This is a genomic window from Streptomyces sp. ISL-66, assembly GCF_018614135.1.
GTDB lineage: Bacteria > Actinomycetota > Actinomycetes > Streptomycetales > Streptomycetaceae > Streptomyces.
On record NZ_JAGGOW010000053.1, the window covers coordinates 16907 to 43853 of the forward strand.

27 protein-coding genes and 1 pseudogene are annotated in these 26947 nt (G+C 71.0%); 17 read left to right on the plus strand and 11 right to left on the minus strand.

What is annotated here, in order from left to right:
• The first annotated feature begins 85 nt into the window (after positions 1-85).
• Positions 86-1021 carry a DUF4097 family beta strand repeat-containing protein gene (locus J7E97_RS11535; protein ID WP_215025385.1) on the plus strand — a complete coding sequence of 312 codons (936 nt, stop codon included), beginning with the start codon at positions 86-88 and terminating at the stop codon, positions 1019-1021.
• A gap of 1 nt (position 1022) precedes the next feature.
• Positions 1023-1982: a PadR family transcriptional regulator gene (locus tag J7E97_RS11540; RefSeq protein ID WP_215025388.1), complete on the plus strand. Its 960-nt coding sequence runs from the start codon at positions 1023-1025 to the stop codon at positions 1980-1982.
• Between the two features lie 84 nt (positions 1983-2066).
• On the opposite strand, the gene J7E97_RS11545 is transcribed toward J7E97_RS11540, so the two are convergent.
• The 4 genes from J7E97_RS11545 to J7E97_RS11560 all read right to left on the minus strand — a co-directional run bounded on the left by J7E97_RS11545 (position 2067) and on the right by J7E97_RS11560 (position 5199).
• Positions 2067-2579, minus strand: a complete 513-nt coding sequence (locus J7E97_RS11545) for a Clp protease N-terminal domain-containing protein (RefSeq protein WP_215025391.1) — start codon at positions 2577-2579, stop codon at positions 2067-2069.
• Positions 2579-2788, minus strand: coding sequence for a helix-turn-helix domain-containing protein (locus J7E97_RS11550; RefSeq protein ID WP_215025393.1), 210 nt, complete (start codon positions 2786-2788; stop codon positions 2579-2581). Before J7E97_RS11550 ends, J7E97_RS11545 begins: the two co-directional genes overlap by 1 nt.
• A gap of 138 nt (positions 2789-2926) precedes the next feature.
• Complete coding sequence (locus tag J7E97_RS11555) at positions 2927-3889, minus strand: zinc-binding dehydrogenase (protein ID WP_215025396.1); 963 nt, start codon at positions 3887-3889, stop codon at positions 2927-2929.
• A 107-nt stretch (positions 3890-3996) separates the two neighbouring features.
• Positions 3997-5199 carry an NADP-dependent malic enzyme gene (locus J7E97_RS11560; RefSeq protein WP_215025398.1) on the minus strand — a complete coding sequence of 401 codons (1203 nt, stop codon included), beginning with the start codon at positions 5197-5199 and terminating at the stop codon, positions 3997-3999.
• 528 nt (positions 5200-5727) lie between these two features.
• On the opposite strand from J7E97_RS11560, the gene J7E97_RS11565 reads away from it, so the two are divergent.
• The 3 genes from J7E97_RS11565 to J7E97_RS11575 are packed head-to-tail and all read left to right on the plus strand — an operon-like array spanning position 5728 to position 8416.
• Positions 5728-6672, plus strand: coding sequence for an ABC transporter substrate-binding protein (locus tag J7E97_RS11565; RefSeq protein ID WP_215025400.1), 945 nt, complete (start codon positions 5728-5730; stop codon positions 6670-6672).
• 29 nt (positions 6673-6701) lie between these two features.
• Positions 6702-7652, plus strand: a complete 951-nt coding sequence (locus tag J7E97_RS11570; RefSeq protein ID WP_215025402.1) for an amino acid ABC transporter permease — start codon at positions 6702-6704, stop codon at positions 7650-7652.
• A gap of 11 nt (positions 7653-7663) precedes the next feature.
• Positions 7664-8416 (plus strand): amino acid ABC transporter ATP-binding protein, encoded by a 753-nt coding sequence (locus tag J7E97_RS11575; protein ID WP_215025466.1) that lies wholly within the window; start codon positions 7664-7666, stop codon positions 8414-8416.
• 86 nt (positions 8417-8502) lie between these two features.
• Here J7E97_RS11575 and J7E97_RS11580 read toward each other — a convergent pair whose 3' ends face one another.
• A complete protein-coding gene (locus J7E97_RS11580; protein ID WP_215025404.1) occupies positions 8503-9273 on the minus strand; it encodes a trans-aconitate 2-methyltransferase in 771 nt (256 codons plus the stop codon).
• A 66-nt stretch (positions 9274-9339) separates the two neighbouring features.
• On the opposite strand from J7E97_RS11580, the gene J7E97_RS11585 reads away from it, so the two are divergent.
• Complete coding sequence (locus J7E97_RS11585; protein ID WP_215025406.1) at positions 9340-9969, plus strand: ABATE domain-containing protein; 630 nt, start codon at positions 9340-9342, stop codon at positions 9967-9969.
• Here the strand turns inward: J7E97_RS11585 and sodX are convergent.
• Positions 9873-10343: a nickel-type superoxide dismutase maturation protease gene (sodX, locus tag J7E97_RS11590; protein WP_215025409.1), complete on the minus strand. Its 471-nt coding sequence runs from the start codon at positions 10341-10343 to the stop codon at positions 9873-9875. The genes J7E97_RS11585 and sodX overlap by 97 nt on opposite strands.
• A 182-nt stretch (positions 10344-10525) precedes the next feature.
• On the opposite strand from sodX, the gene sodN reads away from it, so the two are divergent.
• From sodN to tgmC, 9 genes are all read left to right on the plus strand, one after another.
• Positions 10526-10921 carry a superoxide dismutase, Ni gene (gene sodN / locus J7E97_RS11595; protein ID WP_215025411.1) on the plus strand — a complete coding sequence of 132 codons (396 nt, stop codon included), beginning with the start codon at positions 10526-10528 and terminating at the stop codon, positions 10919-10921.
• A gap of 159 nt (positions 10922-11080) precedes the next feature.
• A complete protein-coding gene (locus J7E97_RS11600; RefSeq protein WP_215025414.1) occupies positions 11081-11707 on the plus strand; it encodes a hypothetical protein in 627 nt (208 codons plus the stop codon).
• Positions 11708-11915: 208 nt separating this feature from the next.
• Entirely contained in the window at positions 11916-13151 is a 1236-nt protein-coding gene (locus J7E97_RS11605) for a helix-turn-helix domain-containing protein (RefSeq protein ID WP_215025417.1), read from the plus strand.
• 94 nt (positions 13152-13245) lie between these two features.
• Positions 13246-13455 (plus strand): hypothetical protein, encoded by a 210-nt coding sequence (locus J7E97_RS11610; protein ID WP_215025420.1) that lies wholly within the window; start codon positions 13246-13248, stop codon positions 13453-13455.
• The gene (locus J7E97_RS11615) at positions 13452-13964 is read left to right on the plus strand and encodes a hypothetical protein (RefSeq protein WP_215025422.1); all 513 of its coding nucleotides are present in this window, start codon (positions 13452-13454) and stop codon (positions 13962-13964) included. Before J7E97_RS11610 ends, J7E97_RS11615 begins: the two co-directional genes overlap by 4 nt.
• A gap of 84 nt (positions 13965-14048) precedes the next feature.
• On the plus strand, positions 14049-14402 hold the full coding sequence (locus tag J7E97_RS11620) for a hypothetical protein (protein WP_215025426.1): 354 nt from the start codon (positions 14049-14051) through the stop codon (positions 14400-14402).
• Between the two features lie 56 nt (positions 14403-14458).
• Positions 14459-14713, plus strand: coding sequence for a putative ATP-grasp-modified RiPP (tgmA, locus tag J7E97_RS11625; protein ID WP_374224133.1), 255 nt, complete (start codon positions 14459-14461; stop codon positions 14711-14713).
• Positions 14713-15678, plus strand: a complete 966-nt coding sequence (tgmB, locus tag J7E97_RS11630) for an ATP-grasp ribosomal peptide maturase (protein ID WP_215025432.1) — start codon at positions 14713-14715, stop codon at positions 15676-15678. Before tgmA ends, tgmB begins: the two co-directional genes overlap by 1 nt.
• Entirely contained in the window at positions 15675-16838 is a 1164-nt protein-coding gene (tgmC, locus tag J7E97_RS11635; protein ID WP_215025434.1) for an ATP-grasp peptide maturase system methyltransferase, read from the plus strand. Before tgmB ends, tgmC begins: the two co-directional genes overlap by 4 nt.
• Before the next feature lie 496 nt (positions 16839-17334).
• Here tgmC and J7E97_RS11640 read toward each other — a convergent pair whose 3' ends face one another.
• Positions 17335-17517: a DUF6104 family protein gene (locus J7E97_RS11640; RefSeq protein ID WP_215025437.1), complete on the minus strand. Its 183-nt coding sequence runs from the start codon at positions 17515-17517 to the stop codon at positions 17335-17337.
• A 139-nt stretch (positions 17518-17656) separates the two neighbouring features.
• On the opposite strand from J7E97_RS11640, the gene J7E97_RS11645 reads away from it, so the two are divergent.
• A complete protein-coding gene (locus tag J7E97_RS11645; RefSeq protein ID WP_215025440.1) occupies positions 17657-18889 on the plus strand; it encodes an HEXXH motif-containing putative peptide modification protein in 1233 nt (410 codons plus the stop codon).
• A gap of 72 nt (positions 18890-18961) precedes the next feature.
• Here J7E97_RS11645 and J7E97_RS11650 read toward each other — a convergent pair whose 3' ends face one another.
• The 4 genes from J7E97_RS11650 to J7E97_RS11665 form a co-directional block, all read right to left on the minus strand.
• Positions 18962-22927, minus strand: coding sequence for a multifunctional oxoglutarate decarboxylase/oxoglutarate dehydrogenase thiamine pyrophosphate-binding subunit/dihydrolipoyllysine-residue succinyltransferase subunit (locus J7E97_RS11650; protein ID WP_215025443.1), 3966 nt, complete (start codon positions 22925-22927; stop codon positions 18962-18964).
• A gap of 258 nt (positions 22928-23185) precedes the next feature.
• The gene (locus J7E97_RS11655) at positions 23186-24280 is read right to left on the minus strand and encodes an ATP-binding protein (protein ID WP_374224134.1); all 1095 of its coding nucleotides are present in this window, start codon (positions 24278-24280) and stop codon (positions 23186-23188) included.
• Positions 24277-25017, minus strand: coding sequence for a response regulator transcription factor (locus J7E97_RS11660; protein WP_215025446.1), 741 nt, complete (start codon positions 25015-25017; stop codon positions 24277-24279). Before J7E97_RS11660 ends, J7E97_RS11655 begins: the two co-directional genes overlap by 4 nt.
• 279 nt (positions 25018-25296) lie before the next feature.
• Complete coding sequence (locus J7E97_RS11665; RefSeq protein ID WP_215025449.1) at positions 25297-25911, minus strand: hypothetical protein; 615 nt, start codon at positions 25909-25911, stop codon at positions 25297-25299.
• 193 nt (positions 25912-26104) lie between these two features.
• Here J7E97_RS11665 and J7E97_RS11670 point away from each other — a divergent pair.
• Positions 26105-26947 (plus strand): annotated as a pseudogene (locus J7E97_RS11670) (glycosyltransferase family 39 protein); the annotation flags it as partial.

Consider the following 26947-nt stretch of genomic DNA (forward strand, 5'->3'; position numbering starts at 1 on the left):
GACGCGATATGTTGCGTGCGTCGAGCACCATCCGCGATCCAGCGGGTCCGCAGTCCGTGCACGTACGCCGAGGAGGGTCAGCACCATGGCAGAGGCAGCGCAGAAGACGTGGTCGGTCGCCGCACCGCAGAAGCTCACCTTCGAGGAGCCCGTGACCGAGGTCCGCGTCCGCGTCGTCGGCGGCACGGTCAACGTCGTCGCCGCCGACGAGGGCCCGGCCCGTCTGGAGGTGGCCGAGGTCGACGGCCCGCCCCTGCACGTGGTGCAGGAGGACGGCGTCCTGACCGTCTCCTACGACGACCTGCCCTGGAACGGTTCCCAGGGCTTCAAGAAGTGGTTCGAGGGCAAGCCATGGAAGGCCTGGGCCACCTCCGATTCCGGCCGCAAGGCCTGGGAGCGCAGCGCCACCGTGACGCTCGCGGTCCCGGCCGCCACCCGCGTCCAGCTGGCCACGGTCAGCGCCACCGCCTTCGTCTCCGGCATCGACGGCGGCACCGAGATCCACGGCGTCTCCGGCGGCGCCACGCTCGTCGGCCTGTCCGGCCGCATCAAGGCGCACACCGTCTCCGGCAGCGTCGAGGCCCAGTCCGTGACCGGTGAGCTCGGATTCCACTCCGTCTCCGGCGACCTGACGGTCGTCGACGGCGCCGGCGGCAGCGTACGGGCCGACTCGGTCAGCGGCGACATGCTCATCGACCTCGCCCTCGACGGCCGCACCGGGCAGCGCCCCGTGGACATCTCCCTCAACTCCGTGTCCGGACAGGTCGCCATCCGCCTCCCGCACCCGGCCGACGCCCGCGTCGAGGCCAACACCGCCACCGGTGGCGTCTCCAACGCCTTCGAGGACCTGCGGGTCTCCGGTCAGCTGGGCGCCAAGCGGATCACGGGCACCCTGGGCGCCGGTACCGGGACCCTGCGCGCCACCACCGTCTCCGGATCCATCGCGCTGCTGCGCCGCCCGGCCGAGGACGGCCCGGCGGCCCCGGCCGCCCCCCTCGAGCTCGACAAGAAGGTGCTCTGACATGCCGCCCGTCTTCGCCCACGGCCGCCTCCGCCTGTACCTCCTCAAGCTGCTCGACGAGGCCCCCCGCCACGGGTACGAGGTGATCCGGCTGCTGGAGGAGCGGTTCCAGGGGCTGTACGCGCCCTCCGCGGGCACGGTCTACCCGCGCCTGTCCAAGCTGGAGGCCGAGGGCCTGGTCACGTACGCCACCGAAGGTGGGCGCAAGGTGTACTCGATCACCGAGGCGGGCCGCGCCGAACTGGCCGGCCGCGTCGGCGAGCTGGCCGACCTGGAGCTGGAGATCCGCGATTCCGTCTCCGAGCTCGCCGCCGAGATCCGCGCCGACGTGAGCGGTGCGGCGGGCGACCTGCGGCGCGAGATGCGGGCCGCGGCGAACGCGTCGGCCACCCGGGTGGAGGACGAGTCCTGGAAGGCGGCCAAGGAGGAGCTCCGCAAGGCGAAGGCGGAGTGGAAGGAGCAGGCGCGCCGGGCGAAGGACGAGAGCCGCCGGGCCCGCGAGGAGGCCCAGCAGGCCCGCCACCAGGCCAAGGAGGCGCAGGAGCGGGCCCGTGAGGAGGTCCAGCGCATCGCCGGCCAGCTGCAGGAGCAGCTCGCGAAGTCGGGCGGAGTCCTGGGCAATCTGGCGGGAGCCTGGCTCGGCGGAGCCGGGTCGGGTTCCACGGCTCCTTCGGGTGCCACGGGCACGTCGGGCACATCAGGCACCCCGGGTACCTCGGACAGCTCCGCCGGTTCGGCCGGTTCTCCCGGCGCCCCGGCCGCCGACCCGGACTGGGCCCGGGACGTGCCCCCGACCGGCGACCCCGGCCGTGACCTCGACCGGCTGTTGGACCGCTTCCGCGACGACATCCGCGACGCGGCCCGCGACCACGGGGTCACCCGGGACCAGCTGTCCGAAGCCCGCGACCACCTCGCGGCGGCGGCCTCCCGCATCGCGGCGACGCTCCGCCCGCCGCGTTAGCGGCCCGGCTCTCCGAGCCCGTCGCTCCGTCCGAACCAACGAGCCCCCCGAGCCAACGCGGTCGGCCGGGGGGCTCGTCGGGTTTCAGGCCGCCAGGCCCGACTCGGCCGCGGCGTACGTGACCCCGTGGTCCGTGAGGATCTCCGCGGTCGTGCCGGGGCGGGAGAGGAGGGAGAGGAGGAGGTGGAGGGTGGAGATGTGCCGGTCCTTGCGCCCCAGCGCGATGCGCAGCGACTGCTCCAGCACCTTCTTCGCACCCGGCGTGAAGGGGGCGCGGCCGGTGCGCTTGCGGGTGGAGGGGGCCGACAGGGCGCCCTCGCCATGGGTCTCCTCGATGCGGGAGACGATCTCCGAGAGGTCGATGCCGAGACCCGCGAGGGCCTCTTCGTCCGCCCTGGACATGCCGCCCCGGCGGCGGGCCGCCGAGAGGTCGGCGGCGACCGCCTCCCGGTCCACGCCCAGGGGATCGAGGGCGCCCTGGGAGAGCAGCGCGAGGAGCAGGTGCTCCTCGGTGACGGTGGCGGCCCCGGCCCGCTGGGCCTCGGCGACCGCGCCGGTCACGGTGGAGCGGGCGTCATGGGTGAAGCGTTCGAACATCAGAGCCTCCCGTGCTTCTTGTGTACGGCCTGCCGGCTGACGCCCAGCTCGGCCGCGATGTCCTGCCAGGACCAGCCCTGCGCGCGGGCGCTGCGCACCTGCACGGCCTCCAGCTGTTCGAGCAGCCGTCGGAGGGCGGCCACGGCGCGCAGGCCCACGCGCGGGTCGCGGTCACCGGCCCGCTCGGCGAGATCGGTAGCTTTCGTCATGGCTGTCAATGTAGGTTGACGCACGGGAGAATGTCAACCTACATTGACGCCTGTGATGGGGCGGGCGGATGGCGGATGGCGGATGTGAGGTGGCGAGCCGCGGGTTCTGGCTACGGGATACGGGCTACGGGCTACGGGCTACACGGTGAGGACGATCTTGCCGAAGAGGTCGCCCGACTCCAGCTTCTCGAAGCCCTCGCGGGCCCGGTCCAGCGGCAGCGTCTCGTCGATCACCGGCCGGACCCCGGTCGCGGCGCAGAAGGACAGCAGGTCCTCCAGCTCGTCCTTCGAGCCCATCGTCGAGCCGACCACCTTCAGCTCCAGGAAGAAGATCCGGGTCAGCTCCGCGTGCGCCGGGCGGTCCCCGCTGGTGGCGCCCGAGATGACCAGGGTGCCGCCGGGCCGCAGGGACTTGACCGAGTGCGACCAGGTGGCCGCGCCGACCGTCTCGATGACGGCGTCCACCCGCAGGGGGAGCCTCGCGCCCGGCTCGTACGCCTCCACGGCGCCGAGCTCGACCGCGCGCCGGCGCTTGACCTCGTCCCGGCTGGTCGCGAAGACCCGCAGACCGGCCGCCTTGCCGAGGACGATCGCGGCGGTGGCGACTCCGCCGCCCGCGCCCTGGACCAGGACCGAGTCCCCGGGGCGGACGCCGGCGTTGGTGAAGAGCATGCGGTACGCGGTCAGCCACGCGGTGGGCAGACAGGCGGCCTCCTCGAAGGAGAGCTCGGCGGGTTTGCGCAGGACGTTCCAGGCGGGGACGCTCACCTGCTCGGCGAAGGTGCCCTGGTAGCGCTCGGTCAGGATCGAGCGGGGCTCGTCGGGGCCGACGCCGTGGCCGCTCTGGCCGATGACGGAGTGCAGGACGACCTCGTTGCCGTCCTGGTCGATCCCGGCGGCGTCGCAGCCGAGGATCATCGGGAGTTTCTCCTCGCCGAGGCCGACTCCGCGCAGCGACCACAGGTCGTGGTGGTTGAGCGAGGCGGCCTTGACGTTCACGGTCACCCAGCCGGGCCGGGCCTGCGGCGCGGGGCGGTCGCCCAGCTCAAGGCCTCGTAGCGGCTGGTCACGGTCGATTCGGGCGGCATAGGCAGCGAACATGGCCGCGAGGCTACCGTCCAGTAGCCCGCGGATCCAGGCCCGAACGAACGCGGGGCCCGGCCGAATGATCCGGCCGGGCCCCGCGTCCGTAAGGCTCAGTGCTGCGATCAGGCGAGACGGGCCACGCCGTCCGCCTTCGCGGCCGCCGCCACGGCCGCGGTGACGGCCTGCGCCACGCGCTCGTCGAACGGCGAGGGGATCACGTAGTCGGCGGCGAGTTCGTCGCCCACGACGCCGGCGATGGCGTCGGCGGCGGCGATCTTCATGCCCTCGGTGATCCGGCTCGCGCGGACCTTCAGCGCACCCGCGAAGATGCCCGGGAAGGCCAGCACGTTGTTGATCTGGTTCGGGAAGTCCGAACGGCCCGTGGCCACGACCGCCGCGTACTTGTGCGCGACGTCGGGGTGGACCTCCGGGTTCGGGTTGGCCATGGCGAAGACGAAGCAGTCCTTCGCCATCGTCGCCACCGCGGACTCGAGGACCGTACCGCCGGAGACGCCGATGAAGACGTCGGCGCCCGCGAGGGCGTCCTCCAGGGAGCCCGTCTGCCCGGTCTTGTTCGTCAGGCCCGCGATCTCCGCCTTGACGTCCGTCAGGTCGGAGCGGTCCGCGGAGACGACGCCCTTGCGGTCGGTGACGCAGACGTCGCCGATGCCCGCGTCCACCAGGATCTTGGCGATGGCGATGCCCGCCGCGCCCGAGCCCGAGATCACGGCGCGCAGGTCGGCGAGGGTCCGACCGGTGAGCTTCGCGGCGTTGCGCAGGGCGGCCAGCGTGACGATGGCCGTGCCGTGCTGGTCGTCGTGGAAGATCGGGATGTCCAGGGCTTCCTGGAGGCGACGCTCGATCTCGAAGCACCGGGGAGCGGAGATGTCCTCCAGGTTCACGCCGCCGAAGGACGGCGCGAGGCGGATCACGGTCTCGATGATCTCGTCCGTGTCCTTGGTGGCGAGCGCGATCGGAACCGCGTCCACTCCACCGAACTGCTTGAAGAGAATGGCCTTGCCCTCCATCACGGGGAGGGAGGCTTCCGGCCCGATGTCACCGAGTCCGAGCACGGCCGTACCGTCGGTGACGACGGCGACCACGTTGGACTTCCAGGTGTACTCGTTCACCAGGTCGGGCTGCTCGGCAATGGCGCTGCAGACCTTCGCAACGCCGGGCGTGTACGCCAGGGACAGGTCGTCCTTGTTGTGGACCGGCACGGTGGCCACGATGGCCATCTTGCCGCCCCGGTGCAGCGCGAACACCGCATCGGGGTTGTTGTCCGTCACGCTGTCGCTGCGAGGATTGACGATCTCCGCTGCCACTGTGTTGACCCCTTAAGTCTTTGAATCGTTGAGGGTGACCACTCCTGGTTAAGGGGTGGGCGGGCACCGCGTCCGTACTCCGCGGCGACGGTTGATAGGCCCGTCTCCGCGAAGGGGAGGTTCGTACGCGCGGGCGCGCCGCACGCGCGCCCTGAGCCCCGGATGAGGGGTGTAAGGATCTGTTGTACCCGAAGAACACTCACCCAGACGAGTCGATTCCCCCTCGATCGTAGGTCGCTTGCCCCGGTTTTGGTGAAAAGTCCAAACCTTGGGGTCCGATGGGCGAGACGCACCGCAAAAGCTGCGGCCAAAGTGCCTGGTCGCAGCGGTTAATCCGGTCTCGGGGGTCCTTATCCGCAGGGCTGTTGGGTCCGCAGGGGTGTCCGTTATCCGATTTTGACCTGACGGGCACCCTGAATGTCTCAGTCCGAATGGCAAGATGCCGTAATCACACAAGGTCGCGACACTCGATGGTGCGTGCACGACCATCTCGGATGCTTCTTTCCCCACTGCCGGAGGAACCAGCTCATGACCGCAAGCACCACCCGCCGTACGACCGCCGCCCGGTCCCGGATCGCCGCGGTCGGCGCGATCGCGGTCGCCGGCGCCCTCATCCTGACCGGTTGTGGCGACCAGACCGAAGGCGGTTCGGCGACCAAGGAGAAGACCAGCGACGCCCCGCTGTTCTCCAAGCTGCCGAAGAAGATCCAGGACGCCGGTGTCATCAAGGTCGGCACGGACGCCGCCTACGCCCCGATGGAGTTCACCGAGGGCTCCAAGATCGTCGGTGTCGACCCCGACATCGCCGAGGCGCTCGGCAAGCAGCTCGGTGTGAAGTTCCAGTTCACCTCCGGCACCTTCGACGGCCTGATCACCTCCCTGGAGACCGGCCGCCAGGACGTCGCCATGTCGTCGATCACGGACAACAAGAAGCGCCAGGAAGGCCTGGACGACAAGGGCGCCAAGATCGGCAAGGGCGTCGACTTCGTCGACTACTTCTCCTCCGGCGTCTCGCTCCTGGTCAAGAAGGGCAACCCGGAGAACATCAAGTCCCTCGACGACCTGTGCGGCAAGACGGTCGCCGTCCAGCGCGGCACCACGTACGAGGACACCTTCAAGACCCAGGCCGAGAAGTGCGGTGACAAGAAGCTCACCATCGAGGCCTTCGACACCGACGCCGAGGCCCAGACCCGCGTCAAGGCCGGCGGCGCCGTGGCCGACCTGAACGACTTCCCGGTCACCGCGTACGTGGCGAAGACCTCCGGCGGCGGCAACGACTTCGAGGTCGGCGGCGCGCAGGCCGACGTCGGCCTCTTCGGCATCGCGGTCTCCAAGGAGAACACCCAGCTGCGCGATGCCATCAAGGAAGCCCTCGACGCCATCATCAAGGACGGCTCCTACGCCAAGGTCCTGGAGAAGTGGAACGTGAAGGACAGCGCCGTGCCGTCCGCCACGATCAACGCAGGCAAGTGATCCGAGCGCTCCACTGAAGGGCAGTCATTGTGACTGACAAGATCGACAAGGGTCCGGCCGCAACCCCGCCGGCCGGACCCGGCGCCTCGGGCATCCCCTACGAGGCGATCAAGGCAATCCCCGTACGGCACTACGGTCGCTGGATCAGCGCCGTGGTCGTCGCCGTGCTGCTGGCGTGGCTCGTCTACGCCTTCTCCCAGGGCAAGGTCATCTGGGGCACGGTCGGCGACAAGCTGTTCGACCCCTCGGTCATCAGCGGCCTCGGCAACACCATCATCATCAGCGTCTCGTCGATGGCCCTGGGCCTCGTGCTCGGCATCCTCTTCGCCGTGATGCGGCTCTCGAACAACCCGGTCACGAGCTTCGTGTCCTGGCTCTACATCTGGTTCTTCCGCGGTACCCCGGTCTACGTCCAGCTGCTGGTGTGGTTCAGCCTCCCGCTGATCTTCCAGTACATCAACCTGGGACCGATCTACAAGAACGAGACCGTCGACGTCATGACGCCGTTCATGGTCGCCCTCCTGGGCCTCGGCCTGAACGAGGGCGCCTACATGGCGGAGATCGTCCGGGCCGGCATCCAGTCCGTCGACGAGGGCCAGAGCGAGGCCTCGCACGCGCTCGGCATGACCCGGACGCAGACCATGCGCCGCGTGGTGCTCCCGCAGGCGATGCGCGTGATCATCCCGCCGACCGGCAACGAGTTCATCAACATGCTGAAGACCTCGTCCCTGGTCTCGGCGGTGCAGTACACCGAACTCCTGCGGGCCAGCTCCAACATCGGCAGCACGGCCGGCGCGGTGATCGAGATGTACTTCGTCGCGTCCATCTGGTACCTGGCTCTGACCAGCGTGTTCAGCGTCGGCCAGTACTACCTGGAGCGCCGCTACGCCCGCGGTTCGCTGCGCAGCCTTCCGCCCACGCCGTTCCAGCGGCTGAAGGCCAACCTGAACATGTTCCGCCGTACGGAGGTGGCGAAGTGACCGCCCAGCCGATGGTCAAGGCAGAAGGCGTCCACAAGTCGTACGGCGCCGCCCACATCCTGCGCGGGATCGACCTGGAGGTCGCCCCCCGTGAGGTCTTCTGCCTGGTCGGCCCGTCCGGCTCCGGCAAGTCGACCTTCCTGCGCTGCATCAACCACCTGGAGCGGATCAACTCCGGCCGGCTCTCGGTCGACGGTCAGCTGGTGGGGTACAAGCAGAAGGGCGACAAGCTCTACGAGCTGAAGGACAGCGAGGTCGCGGCCCAGCGCCGGGACATCGGCATGGTCTTCCAGCGCTTCAACCTCTTCCCCCACATGACGGCCATCGAGAACGTCATGGAAGCCCCCGTCATGGTCAAGGGCGAGAGCAAGGCCGTCGCCCGCGAGCGCGCCGTCAAGCTCCTCGACCGCGTCGGCCTCGGCGACAAGGGATCCAACTACCCCACCCAGCTCTCCGGCGGCCAGCAGCAGCGCGTGGCCATCGCCCGTGCGCTGGCCATGGAACCCAAGCTGATGCTCTTCGACGAGCCCACCTCGGCGCTCGACCCGGAGCTCGTCGGCGACGTCCTCGACGTCATGCGGGACCTCGCCGAATCGGGCATGACCATGATCGTGGTCACCCACGAAATGGGCTTCGCCCGCGAGGTCGGCGACAACCTCGTCTTCATGGACGGCGGAGTCGTGGTCGAATCCGGCCACCCCCGCGAGGTCCTGGGCAACCCGCAGCACGACCGGACGAAGGCCTTCCTGTCCAAGGTGCTGTAAACCGCTTCACGCGCGGCAGGGGCGGTACGGGTCTCCCGTACCGCCCCTGCCGCATGTGGTGGTCCCGCCGCGTCCGGTGGATCCGGCTACTTCACCGCCAGCACCAGCCCGTCCGACGGCGAGCGCCAGACGGTACGGGCCTCCGCGAAGCCGGCGGCGCGCAGCGCGTCCGCGTGCCAGGACTCGGGCGGGGTGTCACCGTCCGCGTGCTCCCCGTAGATCTCGAAGCGGGCCCTGGTCGGCTCGGCGAGCACCGGGTCGGCGGCCGCGAGGGCCCACCACTCCCGCCAGTCGGGCACTCCGGCCGCCTTCGCCCGGTCCATTCCGGCGTGCCGGTGGGCGCGCTCCGCGGCGTTGATCCGGGGCGTGGCCGGGTCGGGCATGTGGTCGGCGTTCATGAACACCCCGCCCGGCCGCACCAGGGGCGCGAGCTGTCCGTAGAGGACGGCGAGCTCCTCGCTGTGCAGCCAGTGGAGGGCGGTGGCCGTCAGGACCGCGTCGTAGGACTCGTGGGGCAGGGCGGCGCGCCAGTTCGGGTCCTTGAGGTCGGCGGTCACGAAGGTGACGCGCGCGTCGCCGGCGAAGTGGCCCCGGGCGATCGTCAACAGCGCGGGGTCGAGGTCGACGCCCGTACTGGTGGAATCCGGGAACCTCTTGAAGGCGCGGTCCGTGATACTTCCGGTACCGCACGCGAGGTCCAGGATCCGGGGCGCGGTGCCGACCAGTGCCTCGACCATGTCCAGCATCACCCGGAACCGCTCCTCACGGTCGGGCAGGTACCACTCCTGCTGACGGTCCCAGCTGTCCTGCCAGGCCTGCCAGTCGGTGAGTGCCGTATGCGCCACGAAATCCTCCATGCGTAATACCCTAGAAGCAGTCTCAGCCGTTACAGAGACGATAATCCGCAGCCGTAAGGACTACAAGTGGAACTGGCCCATTACTCGGACTACGCCGTGCGCCTGGTCAACACCGAGGAGCCGGCCCGCAACAAGGACTCGCTGACCTCCGTCGACGCCGTACGCGCGCTCTTCGGCGCCAGCGTGCAGATGGCCCGCCGGGTCACCGACACCGACGTCACCCGCTTCCGCAACGTCCGGGGCCGGCTGCGCGCCGTCTTCGAGGCGGCCGACGGCGGCGACCACGTGCTCGCCGTCGACCTGCTCAACTCGCTGCTCATGGAGTTCCCGGTGAGCCCCCAGGTGTCGGGCCACGAGACCGTGGGCGAGCACGGCGGCCCCCACTGGCACATCCACCTCGCCGACCACCCCTCCAACGCCTCCGCGGGCTACGCCGCGATCGCGTCCTTCGGGCTGGCCTTCCACCTCACCGAGCACGGCCCGGGGCGGCTCGGCCTCTGTCAGGCGGCGCCCTGCCGCAACGCCTACCTGGACACCTCCACCAACCGCTCCCGGCGCTACTGCTCCGACCGGTGCGCCACCCGCGCCAACGTCGCGGCCTACCGCGCCCGCAAGCGCCTGGAAGCCGAGGAGTCCGCCCGCAGCGGACGCAGCGCCGAGAGCGCCCAGGAGACGCGGGCCCTCAGCGAACGCTGATCCTCCACCACGTGCTCCGGCCGGGGGCGCGGCCTGAAGCGGGCCACCCCGGTCGCCAGGACCAGCTCGTCGGGGACCGTCCCGTAGTCGGTGCTGTCGCCCGTCTCGTTGTACGGGTTGTCGCCCAGCACCCACCAGCCGCCCGGCCGCCGCTCCGCCGCCCGCTTCACGACCAGCAGGTCTTGCTGGAACGGGTGGCGCAGCACCACGACGTGCCCCGGCCGCACGGGCGCCCCGTACCGGACCAGCAACTGGTCCCCGTGTTCGAGCGTCGGCGCCATCGAAGGGCCCGTCACCTCGAGGATGCCGATCCGCTTCAACGGCGACGACCACAGCGACGGCGTCCGCCGTCCCGAGGGCGTGTTCCGGCCCATCCTGACCTCCTCACCCGCACCTTGTCCGACCTCGCATGCTGCCGCACTCTTCCGTACATTCGCGCACCGGCCCGGGCACGGCCCTGGACTTTTGTCCCAAGCCCATGGGGGCGGCCGCGAAATCGTCTCCCTCACGGAGTAATCTCCCCCTTGAGAAGACGATCACGAGGAGGACAAACTCCATGCTTTCCCGCCTCTTCGCCCCCAAGGCGAAGGTCTCCGCCCACTGCGATCTGCCGTGTGGCGTGTACGACCCTGCCCAGGCCCGCATCGAGGCCGAGTCCGTCAAGGCCGTGCAGGAGAAGTACCAGGCCAACGACGACGCCGACTTCCGCGCGCGCGCCATCACCATCAAGGAGCAGCGCGCCGAGCTCGCGAAGCACCACGTTTCGGTGCTGTGGAGCGACTACTTCAAGCCGCCGCACTTCGAGAAGTACCCGCAGCTGCACGCCCTGGTCAACGACACCCTGAAGGCCCTCTCGGCCGCCAAGGCGTCGAACGACCCGGCGACCGGCGCCAAGGCGCTGGAGCTCATCGCCGAGATCGACCGCATCTTCTGGGAGACCAAGGCCGCCTGATCTTGGGCGCCCGAGGGATCTTCCTGCGCTGCTGGTCAGAGCGCAAATGACAACGGCCCGACCGCTTCAAGCGGCCGGGCCGTTGGGCTCTCCCAAGATCATCTGGGAGACGTTTGGGAGATGGGAGTGGATCACGCGGCTGTGGCCCCCACTCCTTCCATGACGTCTCGCTCGTGGATGCCCGGAGTACACAGACCAGGGCGGACGCTGCGCGGACTGCCGATCGAAGGCCGAGCAGGCACGCGGGACAGCGCGGATACGGACGCGAGCACGAACACGGCTTCCGCAAGGCAGTGCTCGCACGCGATCCCATTCTCGCTTCCGGTACGGGTCCGGGCGAAGGTCGGCCTCCAGCTCGCCGAGCCGGAGGCCGTGTTCGACCTTCCCGGGTGCATCGCGGAGTACGCGCTGGCCGAGTCGTACGAGGCCGGCCGCGGAGCCACCCCCTCGTCACCGCGCGCGGCGAAGGAGAGGGGGGCGTCACGTCTCACGAGCCCCGACCAGATCGCGGCCGACCTCGAGGCCAGCGGCTGGCCCCGCTTCACCTACCGCTTCACCCCCGCGAGCGGGATCACCGACCCTGACCAGCTCGCCGCCCACGCTGCTCGCGCGCTCGCCCTGATGCGGACCGGGTCGAGCGTGTGGTCCGTCGAGGCCGTCGCCTCCTGTGCGCCGCGGCTCGGCCGGGACTGGGCGCTCGGCGACACGGTGCGCGTCGTGATTGAAAGCTCCCCCGCCATCCTGCCGGCGCCGAGGTCGTGGCCCGCGCATGGTCCTGGGAGCTGACCCCCGGTGCGGACCGGATCCGCCCCATCGTCGTAGAGGAGGACTGAGATGCCGACGCCCGGCGACATGCTCCCCCAGGGGCCGAACGGGCTGGCCATCGCCCCCTGCCCGGCCCTCCGCCGAGCAGGGGGGCACTTTCGTCATTCCCCTGCCCCAACAGGCGGCCGTACGCTGGCGGTACGGCATATTCGAGAAGGGGCACTACTTCGTGGACATCCCCAGCAACCTCACCACCGGCGAGCGAATCCGACTCCTCCGTGAATCGCGCGGGATGTCCCGTCCCGTGCTGGCGGGCCTCTGCGGACGTGGACCGGACTGGCTCAAGAAGATCGAATCGGGCGAGCGTGAGCTCCGCTCGCATGCCCTCTTGATGCGTCTGGCCGGCGCGCTCCAGCTCGACGACCTCCAGCTCCTTACGGGCAGCGATGCAGAAGTAGCCACCCCGGTCATCGGCGGCGGCCGGCTGGCCCATTCCTCCATGCCCGCCGTCTGGGAAGCCGTGATGGCCCGGCCGCTGCTCTGGGACCTCCCAGAGACGCCGCCGGACCCCGCCGCACTCAAAAACCGTGTGGACGAAGCCTGGCGGCTCTGGCACGAATCCGACCGGAACCGTACGCAGGTCGGGGCGCGCCTGCCCGCCCTCATCCGGGATGCCGAGACGGCAGTCCGCTCCCTCGAAGGGGATCGGCGCCGCTCGGCTTACGTCGCCCTGGCGGAGACGTACCGGCTCACCGGGCAGGCCACTGCCTACATCGCCCCCGCCGAAATGGCCTGGGTCGTCGCGGACCGGGCTCTGGCCGCCGCGCAGGCCTCTGACGACCCTTCCGCCATCGCCGCCGCAGCATGGAGCCTCGGGAACATCCTCCGCAGCACCGCGAGCGCCGACGAGGCCCTGGCCTTCGTACAGGACGCCGCGTCCCTGCTCCGCCCCCACCTCGACGGCGCCCCGGCCGACTGGAGAGGGATCTACGGCGCGCTCCAGCTGCATGCGGCCGTCACCGCCGCCCGCGCCGGCCGTGCCGGTGACGCCTGGCGGTACTGGGACGCTGGCGACCAAGTCGCCAAGTCCCTCGCCCCCGGCTACGTCCACGCCTCCACCATGTTCGGTAGGGCGAACGTGGACTTCCACCAGATCAGCGTCGCCACCGACCTGTCCGCCTCCCGCCAGGCCCTGACGCTCGCCGACGAGGTGGACCCGGACGCCATGCCGTCGCGCGAGCGACGTTCACGGCTCTGGGTCGAGGTGGCCCGTGGGCACATCCAGAGGGGGGACCGTACGGCCGCGCTGCATGTCATGCAGATCGCCCACGAGATCAGCTCGGAGACCGTGGCCTACACCCCGGCCGCCCGCACGGCGGTCCTGGATCTGTGGCGAGAGGCTCCGCGCGCGCTGCGAGCCGAAGCCAGCACCCTCGCGGAGGCCGTCGGCATCGCCACCGCCTAGGCAGGGACAACCTGGGGTAGGGGGGCAAGCTGTCCCCCTACCTTGCTGTGTGCACCCATACGGTGACGACACGTCATCACCCAGGAGGTGCACGATGGTTCGAGGCTGGCACGCCTCACTGACGCGCGACACACAGCCCCAGACGGACACCGAGACCGGGGAAGTGCGGGTCCCGATCGACCTGTTCGACGTGGACGTCCACCAGGGCGCGAGCGAGCTCGTCCTGACCCGCCGCGAGGCCCGGACCCTGCGGGACCATCTTGTCGGCCAGTCCGCGGCTCACCAGCCCGAGGCCACCCCGTGAACCACGACTTCCATAGGTGGCTCGCAGCCAGCAACCCCGAGCCGAACCAGGCCGAGAACGAATGGCAGGACCACGGGCTTGCCCTCCTGCGACTCGGCCGCTTTGAGGTAGTCCGCATCCCCGATGCCATCGTCCACGCGGCCATGGGGAGCGCCGAGGACGCCGTCGTTGACTTCGCCCTCACCTGGGCCGTGGAGGGGGCCGTCATCCACGACTCGCGGGGCCGGAACCACTACGCCCTCGTCGCGCCCGGAACGAAGGATCGCTGGAGAATCCGGGCGGGCGTCGAGTGTCTGGGCCCCGGCACGCATCTCGGAGTGCCGGGCCCCAGCCTCGTCCGAGCCACCCCGCACCGGCCGATCTACTGGGCCGCGTTGCCCGCCTCCGGGTCGTACTTCTGCCGCACCGCGGTTGTCCAGCTCCTCGTCCGCGTCGGGGCCGCCCGGCTCGCCGAGGCCGCCGAAGTCCCCCCGCCGGCCCCGGCCAAGGAGGCGGCGTCCCATGGGTGAGCGCGCACGTCAGGCGGTTTACGTGCTGGTCGTCCTCGCGGGTGCGGCGGCCCTCGTCGTCGGGATCTTCCGGGAGGCGGGGTGATGAGGGAGGACCCGGACCGTATGGAGCGCGAGGCCTTCGACCTCTCCCGCCTGACGTTGGCGGTCGAGACCTCCGAGGCCCACCCCGAGGGTGTGTGCACCCTCGCATACATGCGGTGCGCCGGGTGCGGCCTGCTGGCGCCGATCGCCGTCAAGTACGGCGGCCCCATGGCCGACTGCCGGCTCTGCGGCTCCGCCTGGACCGTCCACCACGACCCGCTCCAGTGCTGGCGGCGAAGCCGCTTCCTGGACTGCGGCCCCGGCGAGGAGGCCCTGGCCGACCGCCTGGCCCAGATGGCGCCGCTGCTCCTGGCCGCGCGCGTCAAGCTCGGCGACATCGCCGACACCCTCTGACTTCCCGGTCCCGTCCGGGGCCGGGTTCATCTACCGATCGGAGTCCCATGTCCATCATGTCTTCTGCGCCCGTGACCCCGTGGGGAAGCAGCCGTCTCGCCCCCTACACCACCATCGTGCAGGTCCCGCAGGCCTCCGTCACCATCGACCCCGCCACTCAGCTCGGCGTCTTCCGCGACCGCAACGGTCAGGTGGTCGAGATGGGCCAGCACGGCACCAGCAGCGCCACGGGAACCACGACGCAGACCAGCCCCGACGGAGGGCCGGGCACCACCGACCAGGGCAGCGACCAGGACGACCAGCAGGACTAATGCGTACAACCGAGGAGAGGCCCGTCCTGGTGGCTACCGAGGCGGATGATGTCACCGCCGACATGGTCATCACCGAACTCAACCGGCGAAGTGTGCCGGTAGTCAGGTTCAACCCCGCCGACATCGGCGACAGCCTGACGGTCTCGGCTCGGTACGGCATCCGCCCGGCCCACGCGGCCGGGCGGATGCTCACCCCGTCGAGAGCCGCCCGCTTGGATGACGTGCGGTCCGTGTACTGGCGCCGGCCCACCTGGCCGACCTTCCCGCACCTGAGCCCCGACGACGCCCGATTCGCCGCCGCGCAGACGCGATACGGACTCGGTGGCGTCCTGCACGCCCTCACTGATCCGCTGTGGGTGAATCACCCCCTGAGGAACGCCGAGGCCGACTACAAGCCCCACCAGCTGGCGCACGCCGAGCGCCTTGACCTCGCCGTGCCGGCCACCCTCATCACCAACGACCCGGGCGAGGCGCGCGAGTTCGTCGCAGCTCACCCCGCAGTGATCCACAAGACGTTGCGGGCAACGTCCTACCAGCGCGACGGCATCCCCGTGGTGTCGTGGGCGGAGCAGGTCACCGCAGACGAAATCGACGACCGGGTCCGAGTCGCCCCGCACCTCTTCCAGCTACGCGTCGACAAGGCGTGCGACGTCCGCGTCCTGATCGTGGGCCGCCGCGTCTTCGCCGTGCGCATCGAGTCCGATCTCCTGGACTGGCGGCGGGACTACTCTGCCCTGGCGTACTCGGTCATCACCCTGCCCACCCCCCTGGAATCGGCGCTACTCGCCTTCCTCGACGCCTTCGGCCTCGCGTCCGGAAGCTTCGACCTCGCAGTCGACCGCGCCGGAACGTACTGGCTCCTGGAACTGAACCCGAACGGCCAATGGGGCTGGCTGGAGGAGCGCACTGGGCTCCCAATGTCGGCCGCTTTCGCCGACCTGCTCACCCAAGGAGGAACCCCTTGATCGATACCAGCCCCGAGCGGCAGGCCCTCGCCGACCGGCTCGAAGCCGCAGGCGCCATCCGGACGCCCGCGTGGCGGAAGGCCGTCGAGGCCGTCCCCCGCGAACTGTTTCTGGACCCCGGCGTCTTCCTGCCCGCTGGCACGCTCTGGAGGCCGGTGACCACCGCCGGCACGGACTCGGCGGAGTGGACCAGGACCGCGTACTCCGACGAGTCCCTCGTCACACAGCTCGACAACCAGCTCACCGCCGACCAGGTCCCCGACCCGGTGCCAGGCATCCCGACCTCATCGTCCACGGCTCCGCAGCTGGTGTTGGAGATGATCGAGGAACTGGAGGTCGAGGACGGACATCGGGTGCTGGAGATCGGCACCGGAACGGGGTACTCCACCGCCCTGATGTGTCACCGTCTGGGCGAGGACAACGTCACCACCATCGAGGTTGACCCGGGAGTCGCTGCCCGCGCCGACGCGGCCCTGGAGACTGCCGGTTTCTCCACCTGGACCGTCACCGGGGACGGACTCCTCGGCCTGCCCCGCCGCGCCCCGTACGACAGGGTGATCGCCACCTGCGGTGTCCTGCGCATCCCCTACACATGGGTGCGGCAGACCCGCCCCGGGGGCATCATCCTCGCCACCGTCGGGTCACTGCTCACCGGGACCGGCCTCGCCAAGGTCACGGTCGGCCAGGACGGTACGGCCGAGGGACGGTTCGTGTCCCACGCCAACTTCATGCAGGCGCGTTCCCAGGCTGCCACCCCGATCGCAGGAGACCTGTCCTCCCGGGTGGCGTACCCCAACAATGAGCGGCGGGCCCTCGTGGCCCCCACCGAGCTCAACGAGCCGATGCCGGCCTTCCTGGCCCAGCTGGCAGCACCCACAGCCCAGGTCTTGCGGGCCCAGACCAGCGATGGCGGGGCTCTCGTCTACCTCTTCGACCCGGACCGCGAGAGCTTCGCCGAGCTCGTGCAGGACGGCGACGAGTGGCTCGTACGTCAGGGCGGGCCCATCTCCCTGTGGGACGACGTCGAGCAGGCGCTCCGCGCATGGGACGGCATCGGCCAGCCCGGTATCACTGAGGTGCACCTCCGCGTGACCGAGCGCTCCCACACCTACTGGATCGGCGACTACCCGGCCCTGCGTTGGGATCACCCGCTCTGCTGACCCGGGAGTCCCTGCCTCTTTCTGGCCAGCAGCGCGGGAGCTCAGTGGCTCGAAGTCTGGCTGAGGCGCGCTCGAATTCGAGTCGCGTGCACGCACCTTCTCGCCAGGCCCGGAGTGTCCTGTTCCGCGTTGCCGCTGACCAGGGGAGGGGTCCCCGGGGTGGGGTGGGTCATGACTTTTCCCACTCAGTGGGAAGCCGGTTAAGCGCGCGGAGTCTGGGGCATGACCACCGACTCCGAGTCGGTGCCTGATAGTTCCCCCGGCGCCGTCCTAGCTTCTGCTAGTTGCTGCAAGATCCTGACATTAGGAAATGCCTGGTCATCGACATTTCCGCAGGTCACGGAAACCTAGACCAGGCCCCCAGGGGAACGACCGCATCTTCTGGGAGACCAAGGCCGCCTGAGTGCGCCCTTGTCCTCCCTGTCCCCGGGGACGATGACGAAGGGGCCCGACCGCATCGGCGGTCGGGCCCCTTCGTCGTGCGCGGGACCTGCTCTCAGACGTCGTCGTCCTCGTCGTCCAGGCGGGCCAGCCAGGTGGCGAGGCGTTCCACCGGGACCTCGAAGTCCGGGTTCAGGTCGACGAAGGTGCGCAGCTGCTCGGCGAGCCACTCGAAGGTGACCTCCTCCTCGCCGCGCCGCTTCTCCAGCTCCTCGATGCCGCGATCGGTGAAGTACAAGTCGGGCTCCGTGCGGTGGTCGGGTCTTTCCAGCCAGGATAATCCGCCCGGCGGGCGGACACGGACGTGACCGCTTTCCGCCGTTCGCGGAGCTCGTCCCCCGGGCAGGGATGGAGCGTCCACGGCGGGAGGTGAGGCGATGAGGCACCCGGAGCCGAGCGACGGCGTACTGCGGGAGCTCGGTTCCACCGAGCCGTCCGCCGAGGGGACCGCACTGGTGCGCGGCATACGGCGGACCCGGCGGCTGGAGCTGATGGGCGAGGTGTTCGAAGCCGTCCAGGGCGCCGTACCCGGCGGGGAGGCCGCCGAGTACCGGGCCCTCCTGGAGGAGGCGGGCCGCCGCGACCCCGGCGCGGTGGCCGACGTGGTGCACTATCCGGCCACCGGGATGTGGGCCGAGGAGACCCTGCGCCGGCTGCGCGCGCCCTACGGGCCGCCGGCCGACGTGGCGCACCTGGGGGCGCTCGCCGCCGCCGCGGGGCTGCGGGCCGGGATCTGCTTCAAGGTCACCCTGCGGCCCCTGCACGGCCGCCTCGTCCTGCCCACCCTCGGGCTGCTGCGCCCGCCCCGCCCCGGCCCCTTCGCCCTCACCGAGCGCTCCTGGGACCCCGGGGACCCGGCCGTGCTGGCCCTGCACGCGCTCCCCGGCGGGCGCACCGCACTCGACGACCTCGACCCGTACCGGGCTTCGGCGGCCGACCACGCCGCCCGCCGACTCACGCCCAAGGGCCACAAGCGCTGGGACACCCAGTGGGCCGGCGCCCTCACCCTGATGCGGCGCTACGACACCGCCCGCGCGGAGGAGACCGGCCGGCTCCTGCGCTCCCTCGTCCCGCTCTCCGGCAGCTCCCGCGCCACCGGCGGAACCCTGCCCGCGGCGGCCGGCTCCGTACTGGCGCGGGCCCAGCCGCCGCCCGCGCTCGCCGCGACCCTCGTCCACGAGGTACAGCACGGCAAGCTCGCCGCCCTCGCGGAAGCGGTCACCCTGCACACCGCCGACCGCTCCGCGCGGTACTGGGCCCCCTGGAGGGACGATCCACGGCCGCTGGAAGGCCTCCTGCGGGGTGCGTACGCGCACCTGGCGCTGGCGGGCTACTGGCAGCGCGCGGCGCTCTACGGGGCCAGGGGCGCCTGGGCGCAGCACGCGCGGATCCGCTCCCAGGTGGCGGCGGCGCTCCCGGTGCTCCAGGGGTGTACGGAACTCACCGGCGCGGGCCGGGTGTTCGTGGACTCGATGGTGGCGGCCGAACGGGCCATGGACGGGGTCCTGCCCCCCGGAGGCCAGCACGCGGTGGCCGGGGAGGCGGTGGAACGCACCCGGCAGGCCTGGTGTGCGGCGCACCCGAACCTGGCCCCGTTCACGGGCGGCTGACCTCCGGTGGACGCCGGAAGGCCCGGCCCCCGAAGGGACCGGGCCTTCACACCGTTCGGGTCGGCGCAGCGGTCAGGCTCCGAAGACCTCGTTCAGGAGGAGCTGCTGCTCCGCCTGGTGGCGCTTGGCCGAACCGACCGCCGGCGACGAGCCGTGCGGGCGGGAGATGCGCCGCAGGCGCTCGCCGGCCGGGACGTCCGCGCCGACCGCCAGGTCGAGGTGGTCGATCAGGTTCAGCGCGATGAACGGCCACGCACCCTGGTTCGCCGGCTCCTCCTGGGCCCAGATGTACTTCGCCGCGTTCGGGAACTTGGCGATCTCCGCCTGGAGTTCCGCGCCCGGCAGCGGGTACAGCCGCTCGATGCGCAGGATCGCCGTGTCGGTGATGCCGCGCTTCTCCCGCTCGGCCTCCAGGTCGTAGTAGACCTTGCCCGCGCAGAACACGACCTTGCGGACCGCGTTCGGGTCCACGGTGGAGTCGCCGATGACCGGACGGAACGAACCGGTCGTGAACTCCTCCGCCTTCGACGCCGCGGCCTTCAGGCGCAGCATCGACTTCGGCGTGAAGACGATGAGCGGCTTGTGGTGCGGGTTGTGGACCTGCCACCGCAGGAGGTGGAAGTAGTTCGACGGGAGCGTGGGCATCGCCACGGTCATGTTGTCCTGCGCGCACATCTGCAGGAACCGCTCCGGGCGGGCCGAGCTGTGGTCCGGGCCCTGGCCCTCGTAACCGTGCGGGAGGAGGAGCGTGACGCCGGACGTCTGGCCCCACTTCTGCTCGGCCGAGGAGATGAACTCGTCGACGACGGTCTGCGCGCCGTTGACGAAGTCACCGAACTGGGCCTCCCAGAGGACCAGCGCGTCCGGGCGGGCCAGCGAGTAGCCGTACTCGAAGCCCATGGCCGCGTACTCGGAGAGCAGCGAGTCGTAGACGTTGTAGCGGGCCTGGTCCTCCGACAGGTACAGCAGCGGGGTGTAGTCCTCGCCGGTCTCCCGGTCGATGAGGACCGCGTGGCGCTGGCCGAACGTGCCGCGGCGGGAATCCTGCCCGGACAGCCGGACCGGGGTGCCCTCCATCAGCAGCGAGCCGAAGGCCAGCGTCTCGCCCATGCCCCAGTCGATGGTGCCCTCGTCGATCATCGCCGCGCGGCGCTGGAGCTGCGGCAGCAGACGCGGGTGGACGGTGACCGTGTCCGGGATGTTGACCTGGGCCTCGGCGATCCGCTTGACGACCTCCTGGGAGATCGCGGTGTCCACGGCGACCGGGAACTCCTGCGCGGTCTGGGCGGGCGCCACCAGTGCGTGGTCCGCGGGCTGCGTGGCGGCCTCGCGGACCTCCGCGAAGACCTTCTCCAGCTGGCCCTGGAAGTCCTGGAGCGCCTGCTCCGCCTCTTCCAGCGTGATGTCGCCGCGACCGATGAGCGACTCGGTGTACAGCTTGCGCACCGAACGCTTCTTGTCGATCAGGTCGTACATCAGCGGCTGCGTGAACGCCGGGTTGTCGGACTCGTTGTGCCCGCGGCGGCGGTAGCAGATGAGGTCGATGACCACGTCCTTGTTGAACGCCTGACGGAACTCGAAGGCGAGCCGCGCGATGCGGACCACGGCCTCCGGGTCGTCGCCGTTCACGTGGAAGATCGGCGCCTCGATCATGCGGGCCACGTCGGTCGCGTACATCGAGGAACGCGAGGACTCCGGGGCGGCGGTGAAGCCGACCTGGTTGTTGATGACCACGTGCACGGTGCCGCCGGTGCGGTAGCCGCGCAGCTGCGACATGTTCAGCGTCTCGGCGACCACACCCTGGCCCGCGAAGGCCGCGTCGCCGTGCAGGGCGACGGGCAGGACCGTGAAGTCCGTGCCGCCCTTGTTGATGATGTCCTGCTTGGCGCGGACCACGCCCTCCAGGACCGGGTCCACCGCCTCCAGGTGCGAGGGGTTCGCGACGAGCGAGACCTTGATCTGCTCGCCGTCCAGGCCCGTGAAGGTGCCGTTGGCGCCCAGGTGGTACTTGACGTCGCCGGAGCCGTGCATGGACTTCGGGTCGAGGTTGCCCTCGAACTCGCGGAAGATCTGCGCGTACGACTTGCCGACGATGTTCGCCAGGACGTTCAGCCGGCCGCGGTGGGCCATGCCGATCGCGACCTCTTCGAGGCGGGCCTCGGCGGCCGAGTCGATGACGGCGTCGAGCAGCGGGATGACGGACTCGCCGCCCTCCAGCGAGAAGCGCTTCTGGCCGACGTACTTCGTCTGCAGGAAGGTCTCGAAGGCCTCCGCGGCGTTCAGCCGGCGCAGGATGCGCAGCTGCTCCTCGCGCTCCGGCTTGGAGTGCGGACGCTCGATGCGGTCCTGGATCCAGCGGCGCTGCTTCGGGTCCTGGATGTGCATGAACTCGACACCGGTGGTGCGGCAGTACGAGTCGCGCAGCACGCCGAGGATGTCGCGCAGCTTCATCATCGACTTGCCGGAGAAGCCGCCGACCGCGAACTCGCGCTCCAGGTCCCACAGGGTGAGGCCGTGCTCGGTGATGTCGAGGTCGGGGTGCTTGCGCTGCTTGTACTCCAGCGGGTCGGTGTCGGCCATGACGTGGCCGCGGACCCGGTAGGAGTGGATCAGCTCGAAGACGCGGGCGGCCTTCGTGACGTCGTCGTCGTGCGAGGCGTCGATGTCCCGGAGCCAGCGGACCGGCTCGTACGGGATGCGCAGCGCTTCGAAGACGTCGTCGTAGAAGCCGCTCTCGCCGAGCAGCATGTTCGCGACGACGCGCAGGAACTCGCCGGAGGCCGCGCCCTGGATGACCCGGTGGTCGTAGGTCGAGGTCAGGGTCATGACCTTGGAGATGCCCAGCTTGTTCAGGGTGTCCTGGGAGGTGCCCTGGAACTCGGCCGGGTAGTCCATCGAGCCGACGCCCATGATGACCGACTGTCCGGGCATCAGGCGGGGCACGGAGTGGACGGTGCCCAGGCCGCCGGGGTTGGTCAGCGAGACGGTGACGCCCGTGAAGTCGTCCATCGTCAGCTTGCCGATGCGGGCCCGGCGGACGATGTCCTCGTAGGCCTGCCAGAACTCGAAGAAGTTGAGCGTCTCGGCCTTCTTGATGCCCGCGACGACGAGCTGGCGGTCGCCGTTGGGCTTCACCAGGTCGATCGCGAGACCGAAGTTGATGTGCTCCGGCTTGACCAGGGTCGGCTTGCCGTCCTTCTCCGCGAAGGAGTAGTTCATCGACGGCATGGCCTTGATGGCCTGCACCATCGCGTAGCCGATGAGGTGGGTGAAGGAGATCTTCCCGCCCCGGGCACGCTTCAGGTGGTTGTTGATGACGATGCGGTTGTCGAACAGCAGCTTCACCGGCACGGCGCGGACGGACGTGGCCGTCGGCACTTCCAGCGAGGCGTTCATGTTCTTGACCACGGCCGCCGCCGGGCCGCGGAGCGTCACCAGTTCGGGGCCGGCAGGGGCCTCGGTGGTGGGCGCGGCCTTCTGGGCTACGGGGGAGGGGGCGGCGGCCGGGGCAGCCGGAGCCCCGGTAGAGGGCGCGGCGTGAGCCGCTCCGGTGGAGCCGACGCTTGCGGCGGGAGGCGCGGCCGGTGCGGCGGCCGGGGCCTGGGAGGTGACAGTCACAGCAGGGGCACCAGAGGGGGTGGCAGGTACAGGGGCAGGAGCTGACACAGGCGTGGTGGCCTCGGCGCCGGGAGCCGCGGGCGTGGCGCTCGCCGCCCCCGTGGCGGCGGCGTCGGACGCCTGGGGCGATGCGGCGGTGACGGGGGCGGCGGCCTGTGCGGAGGCGCCGTCCGTCGTCGCGGTGGGGGGAGTGGGCCGATCCGTGGGCTTATCCGCCTTCACCGGAGCGGCGGCGCCGCCCGGCTTGTAATCGGCGAAGAAGTCCCACCAGGCCCGGTCGACCGAGTTCGGGTCCTGGAGGTACTGCTGGTAGATCTCGTCGACGAGCCACTCATTGGCGCCGAAGCCTGGGGCAGGGTTCTTCCCGCCTTCTCCTGCTTCGGTCGTGGTGCTCGAGTTACTGGGGGACTGTGGCGACACGGCGGCAACCGCCCTCTTCCGCTTCACAAGGTATGGACAGCGGGAATAAAGGCTACGCCTCCCGAGCCGTGAGATGCAGACCGGGCGGGACTTCCGTCGCGCAGGTCACATCGAACGGCGGGTTTCACCGCTTGGAATGGCGGGAAACAAGCGTGGTTCGGGCAGGAGGCACCGTGGTTGCGGCCCCCTTGGCTTCGCACCCCTGACGGATCCCGGCGAATGTGGCCGAGATCATGTCCTTCCCACTCGAACCCTACGTCAACCCGGCGCCTGTGAGCTGCCCGGAAGCGTGACGAGGATGCGGCACCCCCGTGACGATTCGGCCACCCCGATGTGCCCTCCGTGCAGCCCGACCGCCCAGCGGGCGATGGCCAGGCCCAGGCCGGTCCCGCCGTCGCCGCCCCTCGCGCTGCCCCGGTTGAACCGCTCGAAGACCCGGTGGCGCTCCTCCTCCGGGATGCCCGGACCCTCGTCGCGGACCTCCAGCTCCAGGCCCCCGGGAGCCTCACCCGCCCGCGCCCGGACCGTGACCCGGCCGTGCGGCGGGCTGTGCTTGACCGCGTTGTCGATGAGGTTCGCCACCACCTGGTGCAGCCGCTCGGCGTCCGCGTGCGCCGTCAGGTCGGCCGGGAACACGTCCAGGTGGAGGTGGACGTCGTTGCGGGTGTGCCCGCCCGAACCCGAGGTCAGCCCAGGCCGGCCGGCCGCCGCCAGCCCCGACTCCTTCAGCACCCCCGACAGGTAGGGCCACACCTCGAAGCGGCGGGCCCGCAACGGCACCACCCCGTTGTCGACCCGCGACAGGTCCAGCAGGGTCTCCACCAGCCGGCCGAGCCGCTCCGTCTGCTTCAGGGCCGTCCGCATGGTCTCCGGATCGGCGGCCGAGACCCCGTCCACCACGTTCTCCAGGACCGCGCGCAGGGCCGCGATCGGGGTGCGCAGCTCGTGCGAGACGTTGGCCACGAGCTCCTTGCGGTGCCGGTCCACCGCCTCCAGGTCGTCCGCCATCAGGTTGATCGTGGAGGCCAGGTCGCCCAGCTCGTCGCGGCGGCCGGCCCCGCGCACCCGGCGGGTGTAGTCGCCGTGGGATATCGCCCGCGCCACGGTGGTCATGTCGTCCAGCGGCGCCGTCAGGCTGTGCGCCACGAACTGGGTGATCAGCATCGAGGCGATCACCGAGAACACCGTGATGAAGCGGACCTCGGTGGCCGTGCGCATCGCCACCATCAGCAGGCCCGTGGTGATGAACACCGACACCACGACGAGCGTGCCCAGCTTCGTCTTGATCGAGAACGGCGAGAAGGGCCGCAGCCCCCCGGGAGGCCGCTGCCCCGGTGCCCGGTGCCCGCTCAAGGCTGCGCCGGGGTCTCCAGGGCGTACCCGACGCCGTGGACCGTACGGATCCGCTCGGCGCCGATCTTCCGGCGCAGGGCCTTGATGTGGCTGTCGACCGTACGGGTACCCGACGCGTCGGCCCAGTCCCACACCTCGGCGAGGAGCTGCTCGCGCGAGAGCACCGCCCGCGGCGTGCCCGCCAGGCACACCAGCAGATCGAACTCGGTCGGCGTCAGGTGCACGTCCTCGGTGTGCACCCGCACCCGGCGCTGCGCGTGGTCGATCTCCAGATCGCCCAGGCGCAGGGTGGCCCCGCGCGGGGCGTGGGCGGCCAGGGTGGCCCGCTCCACCCGCCGCAGGAGCACGTGGACCCGTGCGGCCAGCTCGCGCATCGAGAAGGGCTTCGTCATGTAGTCGTCGGCGCCGACGCCGAGGCCGACGAGCAGGTCGGTCTCGTCGTCCCGGGCCGTCAGCATCAGCACCGGGACCGGCCGCTGGGCCTGGACCCGGCGGCAGACCTCCAGGCCGTCGAAGCCCGGCAGCATGATGTCCAGGACCAGCAGCTCCGGCAGCCAGCTCTCGGCCGCGGCGACGGCGGCCGGGCCGTCGGCAGCCGTCTGCACCTGGAAGCCCTCCGCACGCAGCCGGGCCGCGATGGCCTCGGCGATGGTGTGGTCGTCCTCGACGACGAGCACCCGGCGCTGCGCGCCGGGGGTGGCGGCGCCGTTGTGGGTGGTGGTGTGCGTTTGTTCCATGTCCCGCCCCTGAAGATCCCGCGTGGTAGGGGTGCAGCGTAGAGGAGCGGTCGGCCTGCGGCTATGACGGGTTCCGGATGTGAGGTTTCCGCCACAAACGCGGGCGGGACTGGATCTTCCCGGGGTGCCGGGGTGCCGGGGTGCCGGGGTGCCGGGGTGCCGGGGTGCCGGGGTGCCGGGGTGCCGGGGTGCCGGGCGCCGGGGTCCTGGACGTGGTGGTCCTGTTGCGCGGGCACCTGGACCGGAGGCTGCGGGAGATCACGGTGGCGGGGACGGGCTTCAGCGCGGCTCGAAGGCCGGCAGGGCGGCCAGGACGTCCTGCAGCGGCTCCGGCACCGTGGTCTGGGCGGCGGCCACCTCGTAGCCGTCGTGCCGGAAGGCGTAGGTGAACGCGTCGATGACCGGCCGGTCGGGCATCGAGATCCGGGGCAGATGGGGGAAGTCCGCGTTCCGCAGGGCGGTGCGCAGTTTCGCGAGGGCGGCCGGCGAGAGCTTGTCGCGGTCGACCGTGACGGCCTTCGAGTCGAGCCGCAGGAACGATCCGTCGCCCTTGATGACCAGGGTGCTCGTCTTGCCCGCGATCCCGCCGCTGCGCGTGACCGCGAGGAGCGTCGCGCCGGTGTCCGGCTCCGAGCCCGACGGCGCGGGCACGGACGCCGAGGCGCTCGCGGAGGGGTTCGGGGCGGGGCCGGTCGGGCTCTGGCTGGGGCCCGGGGACAGCGTGGCCGTCGTCGCCGAGGGCGTCCCGGATCCGTCGCTCGCGGTCGCGCTCGCGGTCGCGCTCGCCCCGGAGTCCGGACTCGCCGTCGCCCCCGGCGAAGCCCCGTCCTTGGGCCCGTCCGACGAACATCCGCCCAAGGCGGGGACCAAGGCCAGGGCCGCGGTCGCGGCCATCAGACCGACTCGCCATCCACGTGCTCGCACGCCCCACCCCCGCAGGTATCCGGCTGAACCCCGAGTATGGAGTCCGCACCACCCGCACGGATAGAACCCGGAGGCAGACATCAGCCGCTTCGCCCCCTGGCGCTGGCTGCCGCCGCTCGCCGCCCTCGCACTCGGCCTCTGGGGCCTCCCGCGGGGCGGCTCCATGTGGCGCGACGAATCCGTCACCTGGCAGGTCGCCCACCGGCCGACCGGCGAGCTGTGGGAACTGCTCGGCCGGGTCGACGCCGTGCACGGCCTCCACTACCTGCTGATGCGCGCGGTGTTCACCGTCGGCGGCGACAGCCTCTGGAGCCTGCGGCTGCCGTCCGTGGCCGCCACCGCCCTCGCCGCGGCCGGGGTGGCCGCCCTCGCGCACCGGCTGGCCGGGGAGCGGCCGGAGCGGGCCGCGCTCATCGCCGGGCTCGGCTACGCCGCGCTCCCGCCCGTGCAGATGTACGCCCAGGAGGGGCGCTCGTACGCCCTCGTCAGCGCTGCCGTCATCTGGGCCACGTACCTGATGCTGCGCGAGCGCTGGGCCGCGTACGCCGCGGTGCTGCTGCTGGGCTGTTGGCTGCACGAGTTCGCCGTACTGGCCCTGCCCGCGCACGCCTTCACCGCCTGGCGCTCGCGCGGCTGGCGCCTCGCGGGCTGCGCGGTGGTCGCCGGACTGCTGCCGCTCGCCCTGGTCAGCGCGAGGCAGGCGCAGCAGCAGCTGGGCTGGCTAGGGCGGCCGAGCTGGCAGGACTGGGCGGCGTACGGGGTGCTCGCGGCCGCCTCGCTGCTCCTCGCCCGGGGGGCCGCGCGGGAGCTCGTACGCGCGGCCCTGCCGCTCACGCTGCTGCCGCCTGGCCTGCTGCTCGCGGTCTCGCTGGTGCACCCCTGGTACGTCGACCGGTACGTGCTCTACGCGCTCGCGGGCCTCGCCCTCCTCGGGGGAGTCCGGCTCGCGTCGGTCGGGGACGGGTGGGTCCGGGGTGGGTGGGTCCGGGGCGGGGCGGCCGGGCCC